Consider the following 23346-nt stretch of genomic DNA (forward strand, 5'->3'; position numbering starts at 1 on the left):
TTGAGACGCAAGCATTGCGTCTCTACTTGGAGAATCTAATTTTTAACATAATCACTGCTTTGCGCAATCACTAAATCGCTAAATTAGGGATGACTCATGTTTAATGTTTCTAAACTAGAGATGAATGGCTTGAGATGCAATCATTGCGTTTTTACTGAAGAAATACAAATTTTAATCAAGCACCTTCTTTAGCTAACTACCTACAGCCTGAAAGCCTAAATTTTATTTTGACTACTTTTAGAAATACTTAAACTGTGCCGATTTACCATTACCAGCATCAAAGTCGAACCTAAGCATAATCTGATGAAATCCTTGATTGGCAGGTGAAGTAGTATTTGTGGAATTACTACCCTGAAAGTCGTATGAATAACCTATTCGCATTTTGTTCAGTTGTACTTCCAATGAACCCAACAATGCTTTATTCACAAACTCGGAGCCTGTATTTTGATACCAAACACCAACACCAAATCTTTCTTTTACCCAAAGTACTCCATGTAAATCTACATCATTACGATTATAATTGCCATTGCTAATACGTCTAAATACAACACCTGTTTTGAGCATAAAATCATCAGACAAGGGGAACAAATAACCTCCAGATACAAAAATTGGAACATTATATCCATCGCTTGAGGCATTGATATTGGGCATCGAAACACCAGCATACCAATCGTCATTTTGATAATATACTCCCAACCCGAAGCTTGAACGTAATCGTGTGGTGCCAGAACCACCTGCACCAAAAATAGCTGGCACTTGTGTTATGCCTGCCAATGCGCCAACGGCCAATTTGCCATCATTTGGCATATTGAAACGGTAAGCAAAATTACCGTACAGACCTAGATTACCCGCCAAGTTTCCGCCAATTCCTATGGCCTGATCTGTATTGTACGCCTGAAAACCTATCCCCATTTTATCTTGAGAGATTGGCATATCAAAGTTAAAATATTGTTGCGTTGAGGTTGCTCCAATGTTATTGGTAAACAAGGGTCTTTTGCGATAAATACCTGAAAAAGAAATTACTTCTTTGGCACCTGCATAAGCAGGATTAATGGTCATTGGCATGAAAGGATAAGTATAGTACAACTGATCTTGTTGACAATAGCTTTGAAAATATAACAAGGTGGCTATTACCCCTAGTAAAAGCTTTTTCATAATAAATTTGAGTTTTATCTATCAAAAACCTAAGTATTCATGAGGTTTTAGAGCGAATTTAGTAGCTACAGGTGTATTATGCAATAGAAGAAAATTAGACGAGCCTTAAATGTTTAAGTAATTGGGTAGAATGAATTAAGGAGGCAAAATTAAATTTAAGTTATTTGCAAGGGGCTCTAGGCAAAGCGTGTTAATTTGTTTTTTATTAATGATAAATTGGTTTTTGTCGAAAGCCCAATTGTTTGATTTGATTCTGCACGATTACCTAGCTAATTTATGCATAGTAGCAAGCATCCTTTTTGATTAGTGTATATTCAATCGAAAAATCATTTTTTACAAAAAAAGAGGACCCTCCAGTTGCCTTAAACAAGAGAGTCCTCAATAAGTATAGAGGTCTAACACACGGAGTAAATTTACAGGTTGGGTCCATGAGAATCAATCTACACCTTTTATACGGCATCAATTAGCAAATATATGGTTGATATGGCAAAGTAATTGGTTATCTACCTCGCAACCATTCTAAGAAATCAGATTTACGTCGGCGAGCGATTGGTAGGCGTATATCGTTGGTGAGTACTACTACGCCACCATCTTCGTTCAAGACCTTTTGTATATGAAAATGACTAATTAAATGAGAGTCATGAATGCGAAAAAAATCGTACTCCTCTAACAATTCGTGGTAAGTTTTCAAATCTCTGGAAGACATAACTGGCTTACCCTGAAGCAAATGAATCAAAGTATAGCCACTCGAAGCCTCACAACGAACAATATCCTGTACTTCAATCATTTCGAAACCTTTGTGAGTAGGAATTGCAATTTTGTTTTTACGGTTTCGTGGATTGTTTAAGGTACTGAGTAAATTACGTAGTTCACCTAGATTATCTTGGCTATCGAGTTGTTTTTCGGCTTTTTTTACGGCCTCTATTAATTCAGCAACATGGATAGGCTTTAGGAGATAATCTATTGCCGAAAATTTAATAGCATTGAGAGCATACTGATCAAATCCTGTTACAAAAATGACTTTAAAGGAAGGTTCATCAAATCTCATCAGTAAATCGAATCCTGTTCCGTTGGTCATTTCTACATCCAAAAACAAAAGATTAGGATTAAAGGTAACAACTTTTTGATATGCTTCCTCGACAGAAGTGGCTGTTTCTATAATTTTTACTTGCGGACAATAACTGGTTAAAAGAGTTTTTAAAGCTTCTAGTGCATTATTCTCATCATCAACAATGATAGCTCTAAGCATGGTTAACAATTAGGGATAATTTGGTTTCTCAAAGATAAATAAGTATTTCTACTTTTGTTCCCAGAGACTCACCTATTTCGTCAAATTTATCAATAATATTTACTTCGACTTTAGTTTCTTCAATATACTCAAGCGATTGAATCCTTTCTATGGTAATTTGTGTAGCTTGTGATTGATAAGATTTCAGGGATTTTTGCTTTAGTTCTGCTGCCTTGGCTCGTCCAATACCGTTATCGTCTACTACACAAAGAATAAAATATTCGGTTTTTTGAAAAGATATCCTCAGCCTTCCTTCATTATTTGTACTGTAAACAAGGCCGTGATTGATTGCGTTTTCGACAAAAGGCTGAATCAGCATGGCAGGAATTTCTGTTTCGATAGGTACATTATTATCTATTCGAATTTCATATTCAAATCTATTTTTAAATCTTAGTTGTTCGAGTGAAATATAATATTCCAACAATTCGCACTCCTCATTTACTGCAATATATTTATTCCGAGAAGATTCCAAAAACAAACGCATCAATCTTGAGAATCGGCTTAGATAATCATTTGCGGCCTCGATATTGTTATTCAAAATATAGTACTGAATTGAACTAAGGGCATTGAATACAAAATGAGGATTCATTTGTGCCTGAAGTGCCTGTAGCTCGAGCTGCGCAAAGCGTTTATTTGCGGCAGTTCTTTCGGATTCTACTTTTTGAATAAACTTGATACGAGCATACACTACAAAAATACCTCCCACTGCTATTATTACAGATATAATCATCCAAAACCAAGTTTCCTGCCAAAATGGTGCCTTTATGTGAAAAATTATCGGTTGGATTTTTTGGGTAATTTTTCCTGTAACATCATAAGCCCTCAAGTCAAAAGTATACGTTCCTGGAGGCATAAATGGAAAACTAAGCTGTAACTCCTCGACCTCTCGCCAAAGCGTATTAGACTGATTACTTCCTAATAGACGATACTGATACCGAATATTTTTGTTACTTCTATAAGAAAGTGCTACAAACTCTATGGTCAAATTGTTTTGAGTATGTTCGAGTTCATAATGTGTGGTTACAAGGGTATCTTGATTATTAACTTTTACCCGACGAATCACCAACGGAACCTGAGCTTTTGGCAAGCTAGTATTAAGAATATGTTTGATATCTATTTTGAATAGGCCATTCGCTGTACCAATCCACGCTTTGTTTTTTTGTATTGTTAAACAATAAACCTCATGAGTAGGTAAGCCCTGAATTACTGACAACTTTTTGAGTTGATAGCATTGCTTTTCGAAGTTAATTTTCGATACAATAAAAACCCCTTTATTCGTACCAACCCATACGGTTTGTGTAGAATCATCCAGATAGATTGCATTGATATTTTCGTAGTTAAGTTCTTTAATTACAAGCGGTTTCCCCCCATAAAAAGCATATAAGCCAAAGCCATTGGTTCCCACCCATACTCTATGATTTTTGTCCGAAATCAAGCACTTTACGGCACGCGTTAGCAAGGGATACTGAATTTTCTCTTTATCAAATAATTCTGCACTCGAGTCAATCAAGGACAAGCGATATATTCCCTTCGAATTACCTACCCATATTTTGCGATTATTGTCTACGTGCATAGCAACAATCTTAGGGATATTTACCTTAGAGAAAATTCTTTGTGACTTATAATGATTATTGGACTCAAATATTTTTACCATCATCAAAGCATTGTACCCAATAATGGTATTTGCGTAGAGAGTATCGATGGTTTTAAAATCTATCCAATGAATACTTTCTCCATCATATTTTCTGTTAATTGGCTCATTCAAATCATGGTGTCCATTACGTTTAATAATTTTATTGGTGTACAATTTATCCTTTTGCATCAAGGCCCTAGTCTGATACATCGTGTAGTCCATCCCAGAATAAGCAATCATGGCTTTATTTTTGGTGATAGCAATATCTCGAACAGGAAGTTGAATAGGGTCATTAATTTGTAACTTTGTTATAGTTTGATTAGGGTTAATTCTGTATAAATCACCTTTTCCAGTACCAAAAATAATTTTATCTTCAAAAGGCTGCATTGCTACCACTGAATTTCCTTCTGCAAAATTATAGGTAACCGAATACATGGCTTGTTTTGATAAAAATAATAACCCTTTGTCTTTGGTACAAAACCAGAAATTTTCTTCGCTATCTACATAAATGGTATTGATAACGTATTTATTGATAAAGTCGAACTGATGAAGTCGATGAAAATTTTCATCAAGTATAAATGATTCTTTTTCTGTTACACAAAGTTTGTATTTGAGGCTACCAGTGTTGAGTAAGAGGCTAATAGCATTATTTTTAAATGAACTCAGGCTCGATAGTGATATTTGTCGTAAGCCGTTTTTGGTTTGTACCACTAGCTTTTGTGCTGTAGCATAAATAGTTTTATCATCTTCAAAAAGTATTGTAATCAATTTATCGAATATTTCGACAGGAAAATGTCCTTTGTTGAAGTCAGGAAGCACATGAGGAATACTTTTGATATTGTGAGCCAAACCTTCGGAATAAGCCCTTAGCGCAAAGGGCGAACCTATACTCATCCTAACATTTAGGTGGGTTTTATTATTGACAAAAGGGTATGATTGGTTTCCAATCTTGCGAGGCATAAATCGTTTTACAACCCGCTTGCGGATATCTATTTCTAAAATCTCCAAACCTTTGCTTAATATCGCCTGCATGGTGTAAGGAGAAGTTTGCACATAACACCAGATATGAGAATCTTGCAAATCTGGATAAGGATTAGGAATAGTGTAAAATTTATTATCGTTTATATCAAAATAATAAAAGGCTGAGCTGTAGGTCAGAAACCAAATTCTTTTCTGATTGTCCTCTGCGCATTGCCATACATCATTATTGGGCAAGCCGTTTTTTGTGGAAAAACTTTCAAAGTGATATCCATCAAATCTAGCAATTCCTTTATCAGTACAAAACCAGAGAAATCCTTTGCTATCTTGATAGGCTCGATACACATTTGAGCTGGGCAATCCATTATCCACAGTATATGACCTTAAAAAAGGATACTGGGCAAAACTTAGAGAAGGTAAAAGAAGTAAAATAGAAAGTAAAAATTGTTTCATGCCACAAAAAAAGTCCGTGTAAGGTAAAGTTATCTTTTACACGGACTCAAATAAACATTTCACTCAAATATTATTGCATCTGAATTACTTTAAATTCTGTTCTTCGGTTGGTTTGATGTTGCTCTTCTGTACATTCTACTCCATCGGCACACTCATTGAGTAATTGAGTTTCGCCAAAGCCTGATGATTCTAACCTAGTAGATGCAATACCTCTTTGGCGAAGGTAGTTTACCACTGATTTCGAACGGTTTTCAGATAATCTTTGATTAAACTCAGTAGATGAGCGCGAATCTGTATGCGAACGAAGGTCTATTCTCATTTTAGGATAGCGTTTCATTAATGTTACCAACTTCTCAAGTTCTCTTGCTGCATCAGGACGAATATTATATTTGCCATAATCGTAATAAATATTATCGATTGTGATTACATCCCCTTCTTCAAACATACTCAAATTAGAGTTGATGTATTTTGGTGGATTGTCGCCAACCTTCTTAATTTTATTGCTTTTCGAACCAAAATTCTCCTTGGCCGCCTCCAAGTTATAGTCACATCCTTGACAGATATCGAACTGATAACGACCATCTGGCCCAGTCACTACCTGTTGAATAGTACCATCACATTCATTTCTTAGTGTAACTAATACCCCGGCAATTGGTTGTTTATCTTTATTTGAAGTCACACGACCTCTCAAAGTTGTCACTTTACAAGGGAGGGCAGGGTTAGGGTTTCCAGATGGATTAATTCTAGCTGATAAAGAATCGCCTTCTACTTCTTTTACAGGTTGTAGGGGAATATCCAAAGTAGACTGCTCTAATTTGGCATCTTTGGCGGCATACCCTACCGTATTGGGAAGATATCCTTCGCGTGAGGCCTTTAACAAATATGATTTATCTTCATCCAAGCAAATCTTGAAGGTACCATTCGAATCCGTTTTCTTCATTTCGGTTTTTCCCTCAGTAGACACCTCAACGTCGGCATTATCTAGTGGCAATTTAGATTCTGCATCAAAAACGATAACCTGCAACTCTCTACAGTCGGGCTTCTCGTCACATTCACGAGTAAAACGATAAATATCATCATCGGCTCCACCACGTTTGCGATTAGAACTTAAAAAACCTTGTTTACGTTCTCCATCGGTAATCAAACCAAAGTCATCTTGACTAGTATTAATTGGTGCACCTAGATTTTTAATTTTTCCTTTTGCGGTCTTTCCATCTTGAAGCTCAACAAAAAATACATCCAAGCCACCTAGTCCTGCATGCCCATCTGAGGCAAAGTAGAGATTACCCTTTTCATCTACAAAAGGAAACATTTCATTCCCTTCGGTATTGATTTGTGGGCCAAGGTTTACAGGAGTTCCAAATGTACCATTGTTGTATTCTACTACATAGATATCGGTTCCACCAAAACCACCAGGCATATCAGAGACGAAATACAATAATTTGTCATCCTTTGTCAGAGTAGGATGCCCTGTGGAGTACTCATTATTATTAAAAGGTACTTCTTTTACGTTGGACCATTGCCCATCGCCTTTTTTATCCTCAGCAGTATAAAGTTTTAACTTATTTACTCGATCGGCACTAGTCTTAAAACTTCCAGAATTATAATTGTTACGAGTAAAAATAATTTTACGGCTATCACTAGTAAAAGTAACAGGCCCTTCGTGATACTTGGTGTTCAAGGTTTTAGAAAAAACCTCACTTTGAGTAACTGGTGTTTCGGGAGTATTAGCATATCCTTTATACATACCTGTACTTCCATAAGAGCCAATTGTTTTTGAATCATTAGGAGTTGCAGGCGTGTATTCGTCCTCCCCTACTACAGGAGGAGCTTTAAACTTACGTTCTTTGTTAGCTGACGAGCCACCTAATCCTGCGGGTTGCGATGCAGTTAATTTACTAATATCAGATAAGTAATATAAGTCGAGAAAATTTGAATTATCCCAAGCGTATACTCTTTTTAGTCCGACAGTTTCGGTACGACCAGAGTTGAAGACAAACCCATTTTTATAATAAGTTGGACTAAAATCAGCCTTTTCGGTATTAAGGTTTAGGTATTCTACCTTATAACAGGCCTGATTTTTATTGAGAGTTTCTACGTTTTTATAAAGTCGTTGAAAACCTGAAGTTCTGTTCTCACTACCTGTCAACTTAGCATATTTCTCATAGATATCTTGAGATTCTTTATATTTACCATTGGTTGCAAGGGCTTGTGCATAATAGAGATAAGCCTTTGAATCGCCAGAGAAAGATGGGTTGTCCAAAACCTCCTTGTAGACTCTCTCCGCATTTTGAGAGTCTTTAATTTGTCGATAAGCATAGGCCAACTTCAATTTGGCAGCCTGTTTATCGGCATCAGAAATTTTGCCTTTGAGGGCATGTTCAAACATCTCGGCGGCATTCAAATAACTCATTCTCTCAAATTCAGCTTCTGCATCTTTTATAGTTTGAGCAGAAGTTTTTGAGAAAATCAGAAATATAGTAAGAATCACCAATCCTATTTTCTTACAGTTAATCATTTTTCTAAACAGTTATAACATCAAGGTGGGGCAAATTCAAAAACGATAAAGCAATTAAGGCTGATACCTTATTAGTATGACACAGGCTACCAGGCACTAGAAATAACGAGGAGTAAGAATTTTGGCTTTCTTAAATCCAAACTCATATCTCAACATAATTTCATGGCTACCTTTTTGCGCACTCTGTAAGCTATTCAGCATGAAATCATACGAATAACCTATACGGAACTGGTCACTAGCCTGAATTTCCAACATACCAATTGCTGCATCCCCATTTTGGTTAGCAAATGGCGAATCAAATTTTTGATTGTTTGTTCTCCAAGACGCTCCAACAGCTACCCTGTCACGAATCCAAAGGTTTAGGTTAAAGTCAAATGCAGCTGCGTCACGAGTAGCTTTTACTAAAACAGAAGGCTTCAATGCCAATGAACTACCAAGTGGTACCACAAACCCCATCATCAAGAAATAGTGTCTTTCTTGACGTGCTTTCTTGAGCGTATCTTCGTTACCAGTGTAAGTACGAAGTTCATTTTGGACTAAGTTAGGAACCGAAACACCTATATAACCACGGTCATTACTCAAGTACAAACCAGTACCAACATTTGGAAGCCATTTTGAAGTATTACCACTAAAGGCAGGGTCGATATCGATATTATTCAAAGTTCGACGAACGCCAGTAAGGTTGCCAACCAAGTTAGTTGCACCCGCTTGAATACCCATTGCTAGAGTAGAGCGTTGTGAAACTTTTACCCGATAGGCATACGAAAAATAGGCACCAGTATTATTGAAAATCCCAATTTGGTCATGATATGCCTGAAGGCCAATACCAACTTTTTCTTTTTTTACAGGGAGGTCTATTGTAAATGATTGGGTGGTAGGTGCGCCTTCGATTCCTACCCATTGCTGGCGGTATATTCCAGTCATACTCAATACGTCGCGACTACCCGCATAGGCAGGGTTTACGGCAAGCATATTAAACATATATTGAGAATACTGGACTTCTTGCTGAGCATGAGCTTTTTCTACACTTGCCAGCCCCAAGGCGAGTGAGAAGATGATTGCGGTTTTAGCTCTCGAAAGCAAACTTTGGCGTCTCATTGGATGATGGTTTAAATTAAATACCAAAGAAAAAGGAATGGTTAACTACTTAGCATCTCTTTCTTTGATTTGATTTTTTAACTATTTAGGCATCCTAGCGTGAAAGGCTCACGCTAGGATGTTGTTGTATTATCTCACTATTGTGAAGTATCTAACTACCGTGTTTTTACCTTGAGTCAGAATAATTTCACCAGTTGTTCTATCATAACGTGTAAAGCTGTAGTAATAAGTACCGTCAGGTAAGCCTTGTCCATCTCCTATTACTTTCACACCTTGGTTGGCTTCACCACCCCAGTCGTTTTGATAGTCACTTGAAGCATAAACTAAACTTCCCCATCTATTAAAGATTTTCAATTCTACGCGTTGGTCTGGATTTAGCGGCTGAATTACGAACTTATCGTTGATACCATCACCATTTGGCGAGAACCCTTCAGGAATAAATGGACTGTCAGTAACGGATGCATCAAAGATTACTGGAGTCTTGGTATTTTCAGAAGGATTACCATCATCGTTAGGGTCTGGGTTCGTACCTGCTGTTGATAAGTCGAACGCTATCTTCGTTGAATCAGCAATACTTATACCAGTTGCGCTAGCTTGAGTATAAATGGTATCCTGAAGTGGTTCACGGATATTCAATGTGTACTCAATCACGATACTGTCGCCTTTGGCAAACTTGAATGTACTGCTTGCTACTGTAAGCGTTGTATCGGCAATTCCATCGAATAATGAATCAAGTTTCACACCTCCGCTTACCAATGTTGGTTTTCCTACTAATGACCAAGCTGTTACTTGCTGTCCAATATTAGATTGAATATGGTTAGCAAGAACTACATTGTTTAGGGTATCCTTACCATAGTTACGAGCAATCAATCTGAACTTCACATTGAATGTACTATCAGTTTGCATTACTGGTTTACCAGCCGACAATGCCACACCAATTGCTGCATCACCTAGCGGTTTCACTGGGTTACTCAACGTTACTGAAGTAGCTACCTTGTTATTTGAAGGATCACCATCTTTGTCAGGATCTGGATCAGAACCAGCCGTTGAAATATCCTCGTAAGTCAAACCATCTGTGCCTGTTCCTTTACCGATTGCAACGTTACTGAATACCGAATCAGTGGCAGCAGTAGTATTAACTCTTACTGTTAAGTTGATTGATACTGAATCACCAACACCTAGGGCAGACGAATCTGGCAATACTAAATCGATATTCAAACCAGAACCTGTGTATTTAGAATTTACTTTCACACCCGGACGATTTGTCGAAACCGTAGGTTGACCTACAATAGTAGCTCCTTTCGAAGTGTAAACCGCATCTAAGTCATCGGTTACTGATAACTTAGTGATTCTATTTACACCCATATTCACCACTCTAATTACGTAAGGAACTGTCCATTCGTTGGTACTTTCACGTTTCAAACCAGATGCTAGCACTTCTTTAGCCACACCAATCAAAGTTCGTGGCAAGTCGAAGCGTACAACGGTTCTGCTAGGAGTTGCACTTACATTGGTACCAGCAGAAGACTTAGCTGTTACCGTGCCACTAGGAGCAATACCCGAACCATTTACTTGGCTGTAGTATGGTCCTTTGTTGCCATTTAGTGTAAGTGTTACAGTATAAATTAAGGTATCTACCTTGTTAGGAATCATGAAGCTAGAAGCCGCTTTTACCAAGTTTGGATCACTTGCACCAAATGCTTCATTAATAACCAAGTTGCTTGTATTCTTCAATACTGGTGTACCTACTGTAAATGTTGCTGGAGAAGGGAAGTTTTTAGCAACCGAATCTACTAAGCTAACATTACGCAAGGTATCACTACAGAAGTTTTTAGCAATCAATTGATAAGTCACATTATAAACACCTGTTGAAGTTTGGATTGTATCAATCACCGCCAATGCTAAGCCTAATTTGCAATCATTGACAACATTATTGATAATATTAACTTCAATGGTACTCTTATCATTATCATTCACCGCATCCAATTTACTTGAACCTGCTACGAATACAGTGTTAGGCGCAACTCCTTGTAATACCGCACGAGCACTATAGGTTAGGGTTTTTGTTTCTCCTTTAGCAATTGTTGCAATAGTAGCTTTCAATGAATCCCCTGTTGCTGTTTTGCCAGTTGAAGTAAAATCCCCACTGATGTATGATAAATTACTCACCAAGAAGTCTTTCAAAACAACATTATTGGCATTACCAGGACCCGCATTTGAAACCTTAATTGTGTAGGTTACCAAACTGTCTTTGTTGATGGTAGTTGCACTTGCTGTTTTGACTACTGACAAATCTGCATAAAGCGTATCATTGGCTGATACGATTGTCGCGGTTGCAGTATTGTTGGTCAATAATGGGTCTGTTGGGCTATACTTCGTTGTTGTTGCTGTAGTTGAGATTGTCTTATCTTCATCTACTTTCACTCTGTAAGAGAACGATGCTGAAGCTCCAACAGCCAAGTTATTGATAATAGCTTTTATCGAGTCTGCTGTTTTTGTAACATCACCAGAAATGAATGTTAAGCCTTGAGGGAACAGAGCTCTCAACTCAATGTTTGAAGCTGCCGCAGGGCCGTTGTTTTGAACTTTCAACGTATAAACTACCTCATCACCTTTTGCTACTATCGACTTATCGGTTGTAAAGCTGAGAGCTAAATCGGCCATATCCGTAGGGTTGATAGTTCCTACTTGAACAGTTACAGAAGCAGAATTATTCTCTGTTTTTGGATCCAAGTTCGAAGCTACCGTTGCACCAAATGAAAGGTTACCCGAGGTAACTCCTTTAGCAATGAATGTCAGCGATTTTGATTCTCCTTTTTGTAAAGAATCATAATTAACCGTCAAAATATTTCCATTCACTGTCCATCCAGTTAGGGCAGACATCAACTCAAAGCCAGTAGGGATGGTAGTTGTTACCTTAACACCTTTTGCGGTAGCTGGTCCATTATTAGAAACAGTTACTGTCAACGTAGTTGTTTCATTTAATCCAATAGCTGTTTTGTCAGCAACAATTGCAATGGCAGCATCAGCAGCATTAGGATCCACAACACCAGCATTGATTGTAACTGAAGCTTTGTTATTAGCTGTATTTGGATCAACAGTACTAGAGCTTGCTGATACAGTAATCGTTGCTTCCGAAGTACTTGTTACTACTGATTTGAATGTGTAAGTTTTAGTACCATTCATTGCAAGTGTATCAATATTTACACCTACTGAATTTCCATTTTGGATTAAACCTCCTGTCTGACTTGCATAGGTAAGTGTTCCTGGGATAATTACACTTAGAGCAACTCCCTTAGCAGTTCTTGGACCAGAGTTTACTATTCTCACTGTAGTCAAAACAGTGTCTCCTATAGCATAAGTTGCTTTATCTGTTGATATACTAACACCAATATCAGCCAAATCAATCACTATCAAATCTGTACTCACTGTAATCGGTGAACCAGCAGAGAAACATCCTTGTGCAGTACGATAGAATGCATAGTAAGTTCCCAAGCCCACTGCAGATGGAGTAGCTACATCATTAGCTGTTGCAGAACCACCAGTCTTGAACACCAATGTTGCACCTGTTGGAGTTGAAGATGTTACCAAACTATTCAAGTTAGCAGTCTGACCAGCTAAAATCGTGATATTTTTAGTCACTGGAGCTGAGATATCTGCAAGAGGATTCAGCGTTGCGGTATCAGAAGGTACCGAAGTACAGCCATTAGCGTCGCTTAAGATATAGTAATAGCTACCAATTCCTTTTACATTGATGGTTTGTGCGGTTGAAACAACACTGGTTGATCCAACTTTGTACCATTTATATTGATATCCTGAAATTGCTTTTAAGGCTACAGAATCTGTTGTACAAGCTGTAAGGTTACCAGTAACCGAAATTGTTGGTTTTACTTTTATTCCATTGATGGTTAAAATCATCGTATCCACAGCTGCCACACATGGTCCTGTACCATCTGGGTCATTCGAAGTCAAGTATAATTTTACAGAACCATTAACAACATCTTGCGCTGAGGCAGTGTAGGTTGCTGTAGGCAATAATGGGTTATCAAAAGTACCTGTACCCGAAGATTTCCATGTTGCAAAACTTGCAGCTCCAGAGAACGCACCCTTCAATTGATATGCTTTTGTATCGCAAATCGTAGCATCAGCACCTGCATTTACAGAAGCAGGAGTTGCAGCGCAATCTTTGGTAGAGCAATCAGTAATTATAAACACATTGATTGCAGCTGGAGCAGAAGTACAACCCGAAGCAAACTTCTCTACTACATAATAAGTACCAGTTGTAGACACCGCTTGAGGATTCGTCACTAATGATGATGTAATTGATGCACCAGTTCTAAATTCAAGTGTACTACCCGATGATACCGTAGACAACACTGCTGATGTCAAATCTACAGTTGTTGCTGGACAAGTATTCACTAAGTCTTTTGTAGATAGTTTTGTAGCCGAATTACCAACTTGAATAGTCAATTCGTTAGAGTTTCCACTTTCACATTTATCTAATTTACAAATTGCCGTATAGGTCGTTGCTACAGTTGGTTTTACAGAAACCGTTGTACCAATTTGACCGTCACTCCAAATTACTGCACCATCACAACCAGTTGCTGTCAAATTAACTAAAGAGCCTGCACAAGCCGAAAGAACATCGCTGCTAATTACTGGGGCTGTTGGCGTTCCTACGGTAATTGTTGTTACTGCTGATGAAGCAGAAGTACATGAGGCTGTAACACACTTAACTGTATAATTCGTTGTTTGAGTTGGGCTTACTGTATGAATTGAACCAGTAAATCCATCTGACCACTGATAAGAGCCGCCTTCACATCCAGAAGCTACCAATGTCATCGAGCTACCAGGACACATAAACTTAGCAGGACAAGTACACACCACACTGATGGTTGGAACTGCCAATGGTGTAACTGACACTGTCACTTTATTTGATTCTCCACTTGTACAAGAAGCGCCACTACACGTTGCCGAATAGGTAGTTGTTGAAGTTGGCGTTTCTGTGATTGATGCACCAGTTTTACCATTCGACCATGTTACCGTTCCTGAACCACATCCAGTTGCTGTCAAAGTAACTTGTGTACCTGAGCACACTGTACTTGCAGATGCCGTTACTACAGGTGCTACACCAGAACCAACTGAAATTGTAACAGGAGCTGAAGTTTTAGTAGTTGCACTTGCACAGCTATTTGATTTACACTGTACGGTATAGGTTGTTGTAATTGTTGGTTTAACTTTAATGCTTGCACTTGTTTCTCCAGTACTCCACAACAAGTCTGCTGTACATCCTGTTGCCGTTAAGGTAACTTCTGTACCAGCACAAACTGAAGAGGTGGTGCTTGCTACAATTACAGGTGTTGGCAAATCAGATGCCACATTGACTGTCACAGTTGCTTTAGCATCTGTAGCACAAGCCACATCTGTACACAAAGCTGTGTATGTAGTTGTTACAGTAGGATTCACTGTAATTGTTGAGCCCGTCAAGCCGCCTGTCCATGTTACCTTACCAGCCTCACATCCTTTTGCTGTCAAAGTAACTGTTGAGCCAGCACATACATTATTTTTATCAGCTGATGCAATTAGATTTACAACCACTGTAGGTTTCACTACGATTTCTTTTTCATTCGATTTAGTACTTTCACAAGAACCTATCGAACAAATAGCCGAGTAAACGGTAGTAATAGTTGGTTTAACTGTTATAGTTGCACCAGTCATTCCATTTGACCATTTAACGGTACCATTAGAGCAACCCAATGCTAAGAATACCACTTCTTGACCCACACAAATCTCTTGGTCACCACATACCACGATTGGAGCTTCTACCGATGCACTATTTACTTTTACTTCAACTATATTTGATGTACCCGATTGACACGTCGAACTTGTAGATGCACATGTAGCAGTATAAGATGTTGTTACCGAAGGTTTGACCGAAACAGTCGCTCCCGTTTGTCCATCTGACCATTTAATCGTTCCGTTACATCCTGTGGCTGTCAAGGTTACTGTTTCACCAACACAAATCGATGTTTTAGATGCCACAATAGTTGGTTTAGCAAATTCTGACACAGTTACACTTGCCGTATTTGAAGCTGGACTTGAACAAGTTCCGAGCTTACATATCGCGGTGTAATTGGTATTAGCTGTCGGTGTTACTGTAATAGAAGAACCTGTCATTCCATTTGACCATTCAATAGTACCACCTGTACAACCTGCCGCACTTAATGTTAATGGAGATCCTGAACAAATTTCTGATAATGCAGGACTAATCGTTGGAGGAGTTGGAGTTCCCACCGTGATTGTTACTGCCTGTGATTTTGCAGATTCACAACTCGAAACCGTACATGTTGCCGTATAAGTTGTTGTTGTAGTTGGTGAAACCGTTACCGATGCGCCAGTTAATACCTGTGAACCACCATACCATTTTACAGTACCTGAGCAACCTGTAGCAGACAATGTGACTGAACCTGTTCCACAAATAGATGTTGAAGAGGCTACTATTGATGGTACAGTTGGTGATGTAACTGTAATACTAAGTGGGCTTGACGGATTACTTGTACAATTATTTTGTGTACATGTTGCCGTATAAGTTGTATTAATAGTAGGAGTTACAGTAATCGAGGCAGTAGTTTCTCCCGTATTCCATTTTATTTGACCAGAAGAGCACCCAACTGCTGTAATAATTACGGATTGACCTGGACAAATAGTTGTTTTCTCAGCAGCTAGCACTGGAGCACTAACATTACAAATATTTGGTGTAACGATATCCACGCTATTATCGTCATCTTCATTTTTGTCAGTACCATTATTTGGTGTTGAATCAGGATCCTTCACATCAGATTTAGTAATCTGAGCAGCATTCGTAATCTTACCACCAGAAGTCACTTTTGCACGGAAGGTAAATTCTACTTTTCCGTCTTTAGCAATACTTGGAATGGTGCCTACTAAAGTTCCGTTATTATTTGTTAAAGTTGTACTTGACACAAAACTCAAACCTGCAGGAAGAACATCTTGAATTTCTACGTTTGTTGCCGTGTGAGGCCCAAGGTTCGAAACTGTCAAGGTATATACAATTTCATCATTGAGGTTTGGCGTTGCATTTGAAACTGTTTTAGTTAAACTCAAATCTGCGAGCTCAATTGCGTTTATTGTCACACTTGATTTATTGTTACCCAATTTAGTAGGATCTTCGCTTGGACTTGAAATTTCAGCTTCGTTAACAATGCTACCTTTTGCTAAAATTACCGCTTTAATATTCAGAGTTGCCTCCGCACCAGCAGCCAAGCTTCCAATAGACCATTCACCCGTTGAAGCATTATATTGAGCTGAAGGTTCGGCGCTTACAAATGACAAACTTGCTGGTAATACATCCTTTACTTTAACACTTGAGGCACTTGAACTACCTAAGTTTTTGGCTACAATAGCGTAGTTGATAGTTTGTCCTACTAAATAAGATGGTGAAGTTTGAGCACTTGCCACATCAGTAACTGTTTTAACAACTGCCAAATCAGTGGTTTGACAATTATTAACTGTGAAAGCAATCATTGCTCTATCACTTATACAACCGTCTGTAGTAACAGCCTCAGCAAAGTATTGAACAGTTCCTACGGCCGTTGGAGTTACCCTTAAGCTTGAACCTGTACCTACCGAAGTACCACCTGTTGCTGTAGTATACCATTTGATAGTATTACCAAGACCCTCAGCTGTTAGCAAGGTAGACTGTCCTAAACAGATACCATCAGCCGATAAGTTTATTGGAGCAGAAGGTCGTGCTTTGTAAGTAAAGATAGTTTTTGAAACTGCTGCTGAACATTGTGTGGCACTTCCATCTGGGTCGTTTGTAGTAAAGGTAAATTCAATACTTCCTTTTGTCGCATCTGCAACTGAAGGGGTATATTTAGCTGTTAAGCTAGATGAGTTGTCAAAAGTACCCGTTCCTGTCGATGTCCATGTACCACTAGTAGCTCCGCCACTCAAAGTAGCGCCCAATTGTAGTTGAGTAAAGCTTCCTACGCATTGTGATGGGATTGATGCCAAAACAACGCTTGCAGGATTTGGACAAGAACAAGGAGTAATATTCACTGTCACAGCAACTGGAATACTATAACATCCATTTGTCGATTTTTCAAATAAATAATACGTACCAGCACCTACCGCAGATGGATTTGAGACCAACGCCGATGTTGGAGATTGACCTGTTCTCCATTCAAATACGCCACCAGTTGTAGATGGTGTGCTAGTGATAGCAGTAGCCAAGTTCACCGTAGTAGTTGCACCCGACGAACATTGATTCGCCAATGTTGTTGTAGCCGTTGGTGTTGTAGGGCGAGGGTATACTGTAAAATCAATTGCTACTCTCTCGCTTGTACAACCATCAGCCGTAACAGCTTCTGCATAACAAGTAATCGTTCCTGCAATGGTTGGGGTTACATTAAAAATAGACCCCGTTCCTACCGCAGTACCACCTGTTGCAGTTGTATACCATTTGATAGTATTACCTCCAGCATCGGCAGTGAGTGTGGTAGATTCGCCCAAGCAAATTGAATTTGCCGATAAGTTTATTGGAGCTGAAGGTCGTGCTTTATAAGTAAAGGTAGTTTTTGAAACTGCTGCTGAACATTGTGCGGCACTTCCATCTGGGTCGTTTGTAGTAAAGGTAAATTCAATACTTCCTTTTGTCGCATCTGCAACTGAAGGGGTATATTTAGCTGTTAAGCTAGATGAGTTGTCAAAAGTACCCGTTCCTGTCGATGTCCATGTACCACTAGTAGCTCCGCCACTCAAAGTAGCGCCCAATTGTAGTTGAGTAAAGCTTCCTACGCATTGTGATGGGATTGATGCCAAAACAACGCTTGCAGGATTTGGACAAGAACAAGGAGTAATATTCACTGTCACAGCAACTGGAATACTATAACATCCATTTGTCGATTTTTCAAATAAATAATACGTACCAGCACCTACCGCAGATGGATTTGAGACCAAAGCCGAAGTTGAAGCCGAACTAGTTCTCCATTCAAATATGCCCCCTGTTGTAGATGGTGTGCTAGTGATAGCAGAAGCCAAGTTCACTGTAGTAGTTGCTACAGGTGTACATTGGTTTGCTAAACTTGCCAACACTGTAGGTGTTGTAGGTTTGGCATTAACGGTAATTTGTATGCTTTTTCTTGCACTAGTACATCCATTTGCATTGAGTGTTTCTACATAATAGAATGTATTTGCACTTGGATTTACTTGAATGCTTGCCGTAGTAGCAAAAGCCGTTCCGCCGGTTGGTAATGTGTACCACTTAAATGAAGTACCTGTTCCCGTTGCCGTCAAAGTTGCTGTTTCGCCCGCACAAATTGCACTGGCGGATGCAACCACGGTTGGCATCTCTGGATTTCCAGTTACATTGAACCCTACGCCAGACGCATCAAGCGCTACACATTTACCTGAAATGGTAGTTTGCAAGTCTGAAACTTTAGTAGTTCCTAAGGTAACTGCCGTGGTTAAATTAATATCTGTTGTATTATATACTATAGTATGGATTTTATATCCATCGGCGATATTTACTGAGAAGCTTGGAGTTGTAGCAGTTTGTACAATAACACCTGTTGTACCTTTGCTCAACAAATAACTTACCGTGTATCCAGTTGGCACTGTTGGCGCAGTAGACACCGAAGCTGAGAGAGTTAAAGAACCTCCTGCTGGCAAACATAATGTTGAGGTACTTGCCAATAAACTACCAGTATTTACATTACAGCTTGGAATGATACCAGCATCGATATCTTTATTGTCACGAGCAGGATCACCAACAGGTTTGGTAGCGTCTATTGTAATAAGTGCGCTTTTACCATCTGTTCCAGCGTCAGAGTCTGTAGAGGATGTTCCCATTCCCGTTAAGGTAAAGGTAGAACCTGCTGGTTTATCAAATAGTACATAGTATTGACCACTCGCAACTATAAACTCATATTTACCACTTGCATTGGTAGTAGTCGTACTAATTACATTTCCGTTTTTATCTAATAAAGAAACTTTCAATCCAGCTACAGGAGTGTCACCTGTGTTTTGAATACCATCTTTATTATTATCGTTGAATACGTAGTCTCCAATAGAGCCTAACGGTACAATGCCTGCATCTACATTAGGATTATTTCTTAAAGTATCTGTAACAGCTAAAGTCGTATTGATTGTAACTAAATGGCTACGACCAAGTGCATTAAAATCACTATCTTTCGCATCATCGCTCCCTTGATTAGCTTTAGAGATTTGACTCTTTGCAGGAAGTGTAATACGTACCTGATAAGTACCCGAAGTCAGATTATCAAATAAATAATAACCCGTTGAAGTTGTCGTGACTGTTTTTACAAAAACATTTGCACTTGTGTACAAATCTACTTTCACACCCGACAGTCCCGTTTCGGTGGCATCCTGAATACCATTGGCATTCACATCACTCCATACATAATTTCCTATCGAACCAAAAGGATCAGGAATAAACTTTACTGGACAACATCCCGTTACAGGACATGATGAATTAACAGCACTGAAAGTAAACTCTGTATAATCTGTAATCCTTTCTACATATAACCACCCTTTTTTAACATAAGCACCCGAGCCTGAGGTGGTATCCGTGATGGCTGTAGCAACGCCATTAGTTCCAACGCGTCGGGTCCATATTACATTCGTTAAACCGTCTGGTATCGAAACCTCAAAAACACTTCCATTCGAAAAATAAGTTGGGACCGAAAAACATACAGCTGCTAGGTCGTCCTCATTTATATTTTTATTGTTTGGTACTGAATCTGAGTCAGGTTCGGTTTGAGCTACTACCTCAAAAGTAGCATAGGCGATGCCTCTTCCAAGGTCGCCACTTTTTACTCTTGCTTGAACTTGAAGCGTTATTTCTGTATTACCTAGTAGTTGAGAGATTACCCATTTTTTATTAACATTATCATAGGTAACGCCCGATGCAGGACTTGAATACACGATAGACTCCAAAGTAGTTGGTAAGAAGTCTTTAACAGAAATATTGGTAGCTTTATCGCCTGTACTATTTTTTAACTTAATAATATAAGTAACCAAATCTCCAGGATTAGGATTTGCATTACTAATACTAGCGGTCAATGACAAATCTGGGCTAGCTATGGTAGTCCATGCTGTCAATACAGTCAGGATCAAAGAAGCAAAAACAGTTCGAAGGGTAGAAAAACCATTCAATGAGCGTCCTGCCAATCTGTTGTTCTTACGAAAAGTAGGGAGATTTGTTAAAGTAGACAAACCCCAACTTCCGCATAAGCTCAACACAGCTTTCATCATTCGAGAATTAGACAACACTGAATGACTCAGGCTGTTCAAACCTCGAAGCTGAAATAGATTATTAGCCGCTCGTGTCAGGTAGGTAAAAAGATTCATTTGCTGTATGTTTAATTGATAAAATTCACTACTAGGACCTTGTGGTATTTGGCTACCTAATAAGCAATCAGAAGGAGCATTAACAAATGGTGAATCTTCACTTAGGGGCATAACAGCAGATATGCTATCAGAAGCATTTAGGATATTAACTACTTTAGGCTGCAAATGCGATGAAAACCTATGATTCGCTTGGCTACAAGTGCCAGTCTCGAATGTAAATGTTTTTTTCATCCGATTTCTTGTTAATGTTTTAATTACTTAGGAGGATACCAAAATCTTGTTTTATCGACCGGTTTTTTCAAACCTCGGACTCACATGATTTAGTTACTTTAGGCTTCTCGATAATTTGAGATTTTATGGAAAATACTCCAAAACTGTGCCAAAGCCCCTTTTTAATTCTAGAGCCTTTGGTAGCCTTAAGTTGATACGACTAAATCAAGCGCACATCATCGATTTGCGTACTTTGTCATAAAAATTCAACTACAATTAGTCAATATAATTTTGTAGGACAAACTACTAAAAATGTGACCAGCCTGCAAAGCCAAAACTATGCCAAAATTTTGCTTTAATAAAAATTTCTGAAATACAATAAGACACAACCAGTACTCTGAAAAGAGCACTAACCGAAAGGATACCAATTAAGGTTACGAAAGGAAGTATATAAATTTATTATTTGCGAGCGAAGCACCTATCTTATCCGATATTAGCTTTTAATGCTACAAAACAAGCTATTTTTTTTGACTATGACAAAATTTTATGCATATATTTTATTAAGTGGCAGTACTTTATACGTGAGCGCTGACAATTTGGCACTTTATGCAGTTTTGGAATTGTATTTGTCAATATCGCTATGTCGATTACGACGTCATTCTACGAATATCTGGTTTGTATTACTATAAATAATTAATGACAAAATGACCATGCAAGAAAAAGGTAACATCTCGATTCATACCGAAAACATTTTCCCTATTATCAAGAAGTTTTTGTACTCAGACCATGAAATCTTCTTACGAGAGTTAGTTTCAAATGCTGTTGATGCTTCTCAAAAGCTGAAGCGCCTATCTGCTATCGGTGAGTATGCAGGCGAGCTAGGAGAATTGAAAGTGAAAGTAAGTTTTGATAAGGATGCTCGAACTATCACTATTTCTGATTCGGGGATTGGTATGACTGCCGAAGAGGTAAAAAAATACATTAACCAAATTGCCTTTTCTGGTGCTACTGAGTTTGTCGAAAAATACAAAGACAAAGGTGATGAAAAAGCTATTATTGGTCACTTTGGTCTTGGTTTCTACTCGGCATTCATGGTAGCTGAGAGAGTTGATATTATTACAAAATCTTTCCAAGACAATTCGCAGGCTGTGAAATGGACTTGTGATGGTTCAACTGAGTTTGAAATTACTGAAGCTACTCGCGAAAGAAGAGGTACTGATATTATCCTTTATGTAGCCGATGATTCGCTTGAGTTTCTCGAAAGTTTTAGACTAAAACAAATCCTTGATAAATACTGCAAATTCCTTCCAATTGAAATTGAATTTGAAGAAGCAATTGTAAACAACCCTACGCCAATTTGGGCAAAATCCCCTTCGGAGCTGTCAGATGAGGATTACCTGAAATTCTATGAGGAGCTTTATCCGATGTCGGAAAAACCGCTTTTCTGGATTCACCTCAATGTAGATTATCCGTTCAATTTGACTGGTATCCTGTATTTTCCTAAAGTGAAAAATGAGTTGCAGTTACAAAGAGAGAAGATTCAGTTATTCAGCCGTCAAGTATTTATTACAGATGAAGTAAAAGATGTAGTTCCTGAATTTTTGATGCTTTTGCACGGGGTAATCGACTCTCCTGATATTCCTCTCAATGTATCAAGAAGTTTCTTGCAGGCTGATGCAAACGTGAAGAAAATCAACAACTATATTACTAGAAAAGTTGCCGAAAAACTAAATGATTTGTTTAAAAACGATCGTTCAGGTTTTGAGGAAAAATTTGAAAACATTGGTCTTTTTGTAAAATATGGAATGATTTCAGATGAGAAATTCTATGATAAAGCTAAAGACTTTTGTTTACTTCAAAGCACTACTGGCAAATACTACACGCTAAACGAATACGCCGAGTTTGCTCAAGAAAATCAAAAAGATAAAAATGATGACGTAGTATACTTGTATGCTACTGATTTGCAGGCTCAAGATGGGTATATCCAATCTGCAACCAAACGTGGCTACGATGTGTTGAAACTTGACACAGTATTAGATAGCCACTTTATCAATATGCTTGAAACCAAATTGGTCAAAACTAACCTCAAGCGTGTGGATGCCGATACTGTAGAAAAATTAATTGATAAAGGCATTGCCTTAGAAGCTGTACTTTCAGATTCAGAAAAAGAAACCGTTAAAAAGATTTTTGACGAGGTAATCAACGACAAAAATAAGTCGGTTCAAGTAGAGGCTATGCCAGTTGACGAACTTCCTGCGATTGTGACGCAAAATGAATTTATGCGCCGTATGAGCGATATGTCAAAACTTGGTGGTGGCATGGGTATGTTTGGAGCGATGCCAAACAATTATATTATCGCTGTTAATGCCAATCATCCTTTGATTAATAAAATTTTGAAAACAGAGGAGGAAGGCGAACAAAAACGTTTGGCCAAACAAGTATATGATCTTGCGTTATTGTCTCAAAACTTGTTGACTGGTTCAGACTTAACAGCCTTTATCCAACGTACCGCACAAGGATTATAATCAATGTAGAATTTTGAATGTGTGAATTGTGAATGTAATATTTTCATAACTTGACACTTAAGTATTCGTGCAGAATTATATTTAAGTTTTGTGT

The 23346-nt window shown here is 38.4% G+C and carries 7 protein-coding genes; 1 reads left to right on the plus strand and 6 read right to left on the minus strand.

Features of this window, described 5'->3' with window-relative positions; all coding sequences use genetic code 11:
• Nucleotides 1-237: 237 nt before the first annotated feature.
• The 6 genes from ACOVQ4_RS15895 to ACOVQ4_RS15920 all read right to left on the minus strand — a co-directional run bounded on the left by ACOVQ4_RS15895 (nt 238) and on the right by ACOVQ4_RS15920 (nt 20748).
• Entirely contained in the window at nt 238-1155 is a 918-nt protein-coding gene (locus ACOVQ4_RS15895) for a PorP/SprF family type IX secretion system membrane protein (protein WP_421821611.1), read from the minus strand.
• Between the two features lie 499 nt (nt 1156-1654).
• Nucleotides 1655-2404: a LytR/AlgR family response regulator transcription factor gene (locus tag ACOVQ4_RS15900; RefSeq protein WP_421821612.1), complete on the minus strand. Its 750-nt coding sequence runs from the start codon at nt 2402-2404 to the stop codon at nt 1655-1657.
• A 28-nt stretch (nt 2405-2432) separates the two neighbouring features.
• On the minus strand, nt 2433-5507 hold the full coding sequence (locus tag ACOVQ4_RS15905) for a two-component regulator propeller domain-containing protein (RefSeq protein WP_421821613.1): 3075 nt from the start codon (nt 5505-5507) through the stop codon (nt 2433-2435).
• A gap of 70 nt (nt 5508-5577) precedes the next feature.
• Entirely contained in the window at nt 5578-8025 is a 2448-nt protein-coding gene (locus ACOVQ4_RS15910) for a carboxypeptidase regulatory-like domain-containing protein (protein ID WP_421821614.1), read from the minus strand.
• Between the two features lie 96 nt (nt 8026-8121).
• Nucleotides 8122-9123: a type IX secretion system membrane protein PorP/SprF gene (locus ACOVQ4_RS15915; protein WP_421821615.1), complete on the minus strand. Its 1002-nt coding sequence runs from the start codon at nt 9121-9123 to the stop codon at nt 8122-8124.
• Between the two features lie 129 nt (nt 9124-9252).
• On the minus strand, nt 9253-20748 hold the full coding sequence (locus tag ACOVQ4_RS15920) for an SdrD B-like domain-containing protein (protein ID WP_421821616.1): 11496 nt from the start codon (nt 20746-20748) through the stop codon (nt 9253-9255).
• Nucleotides 20749-21437: 689 nt separating this feature from the next.
• On the opposite strand from ACOVQ4_RS15920, the gene htpG reads away from it, so the two are divergent.
• Nucleotides 21438-23252, plus strand: coding sequence for a molecular chaperone HtpG (htpG, locus tag ACOVQ4_RS15925; protein ID WP_421821617.1), 1815 nt, complete (start codon nt 21438-21440; stop codon nt 23250-23252).
• Nucleotides 23253-23346 lie beyond the last annotated feature (94 nt).

The sequence above is a fragment of the Flectobacillus sp. genome (assembly GCF_049240685.1).
In the GTDB taxonomy this organism is placed as follows: domain Bacteria; phylum Bacteroidota; class Bacteroidia; order Cytophagales; family Spirosomataceae; genus Flectobacillus.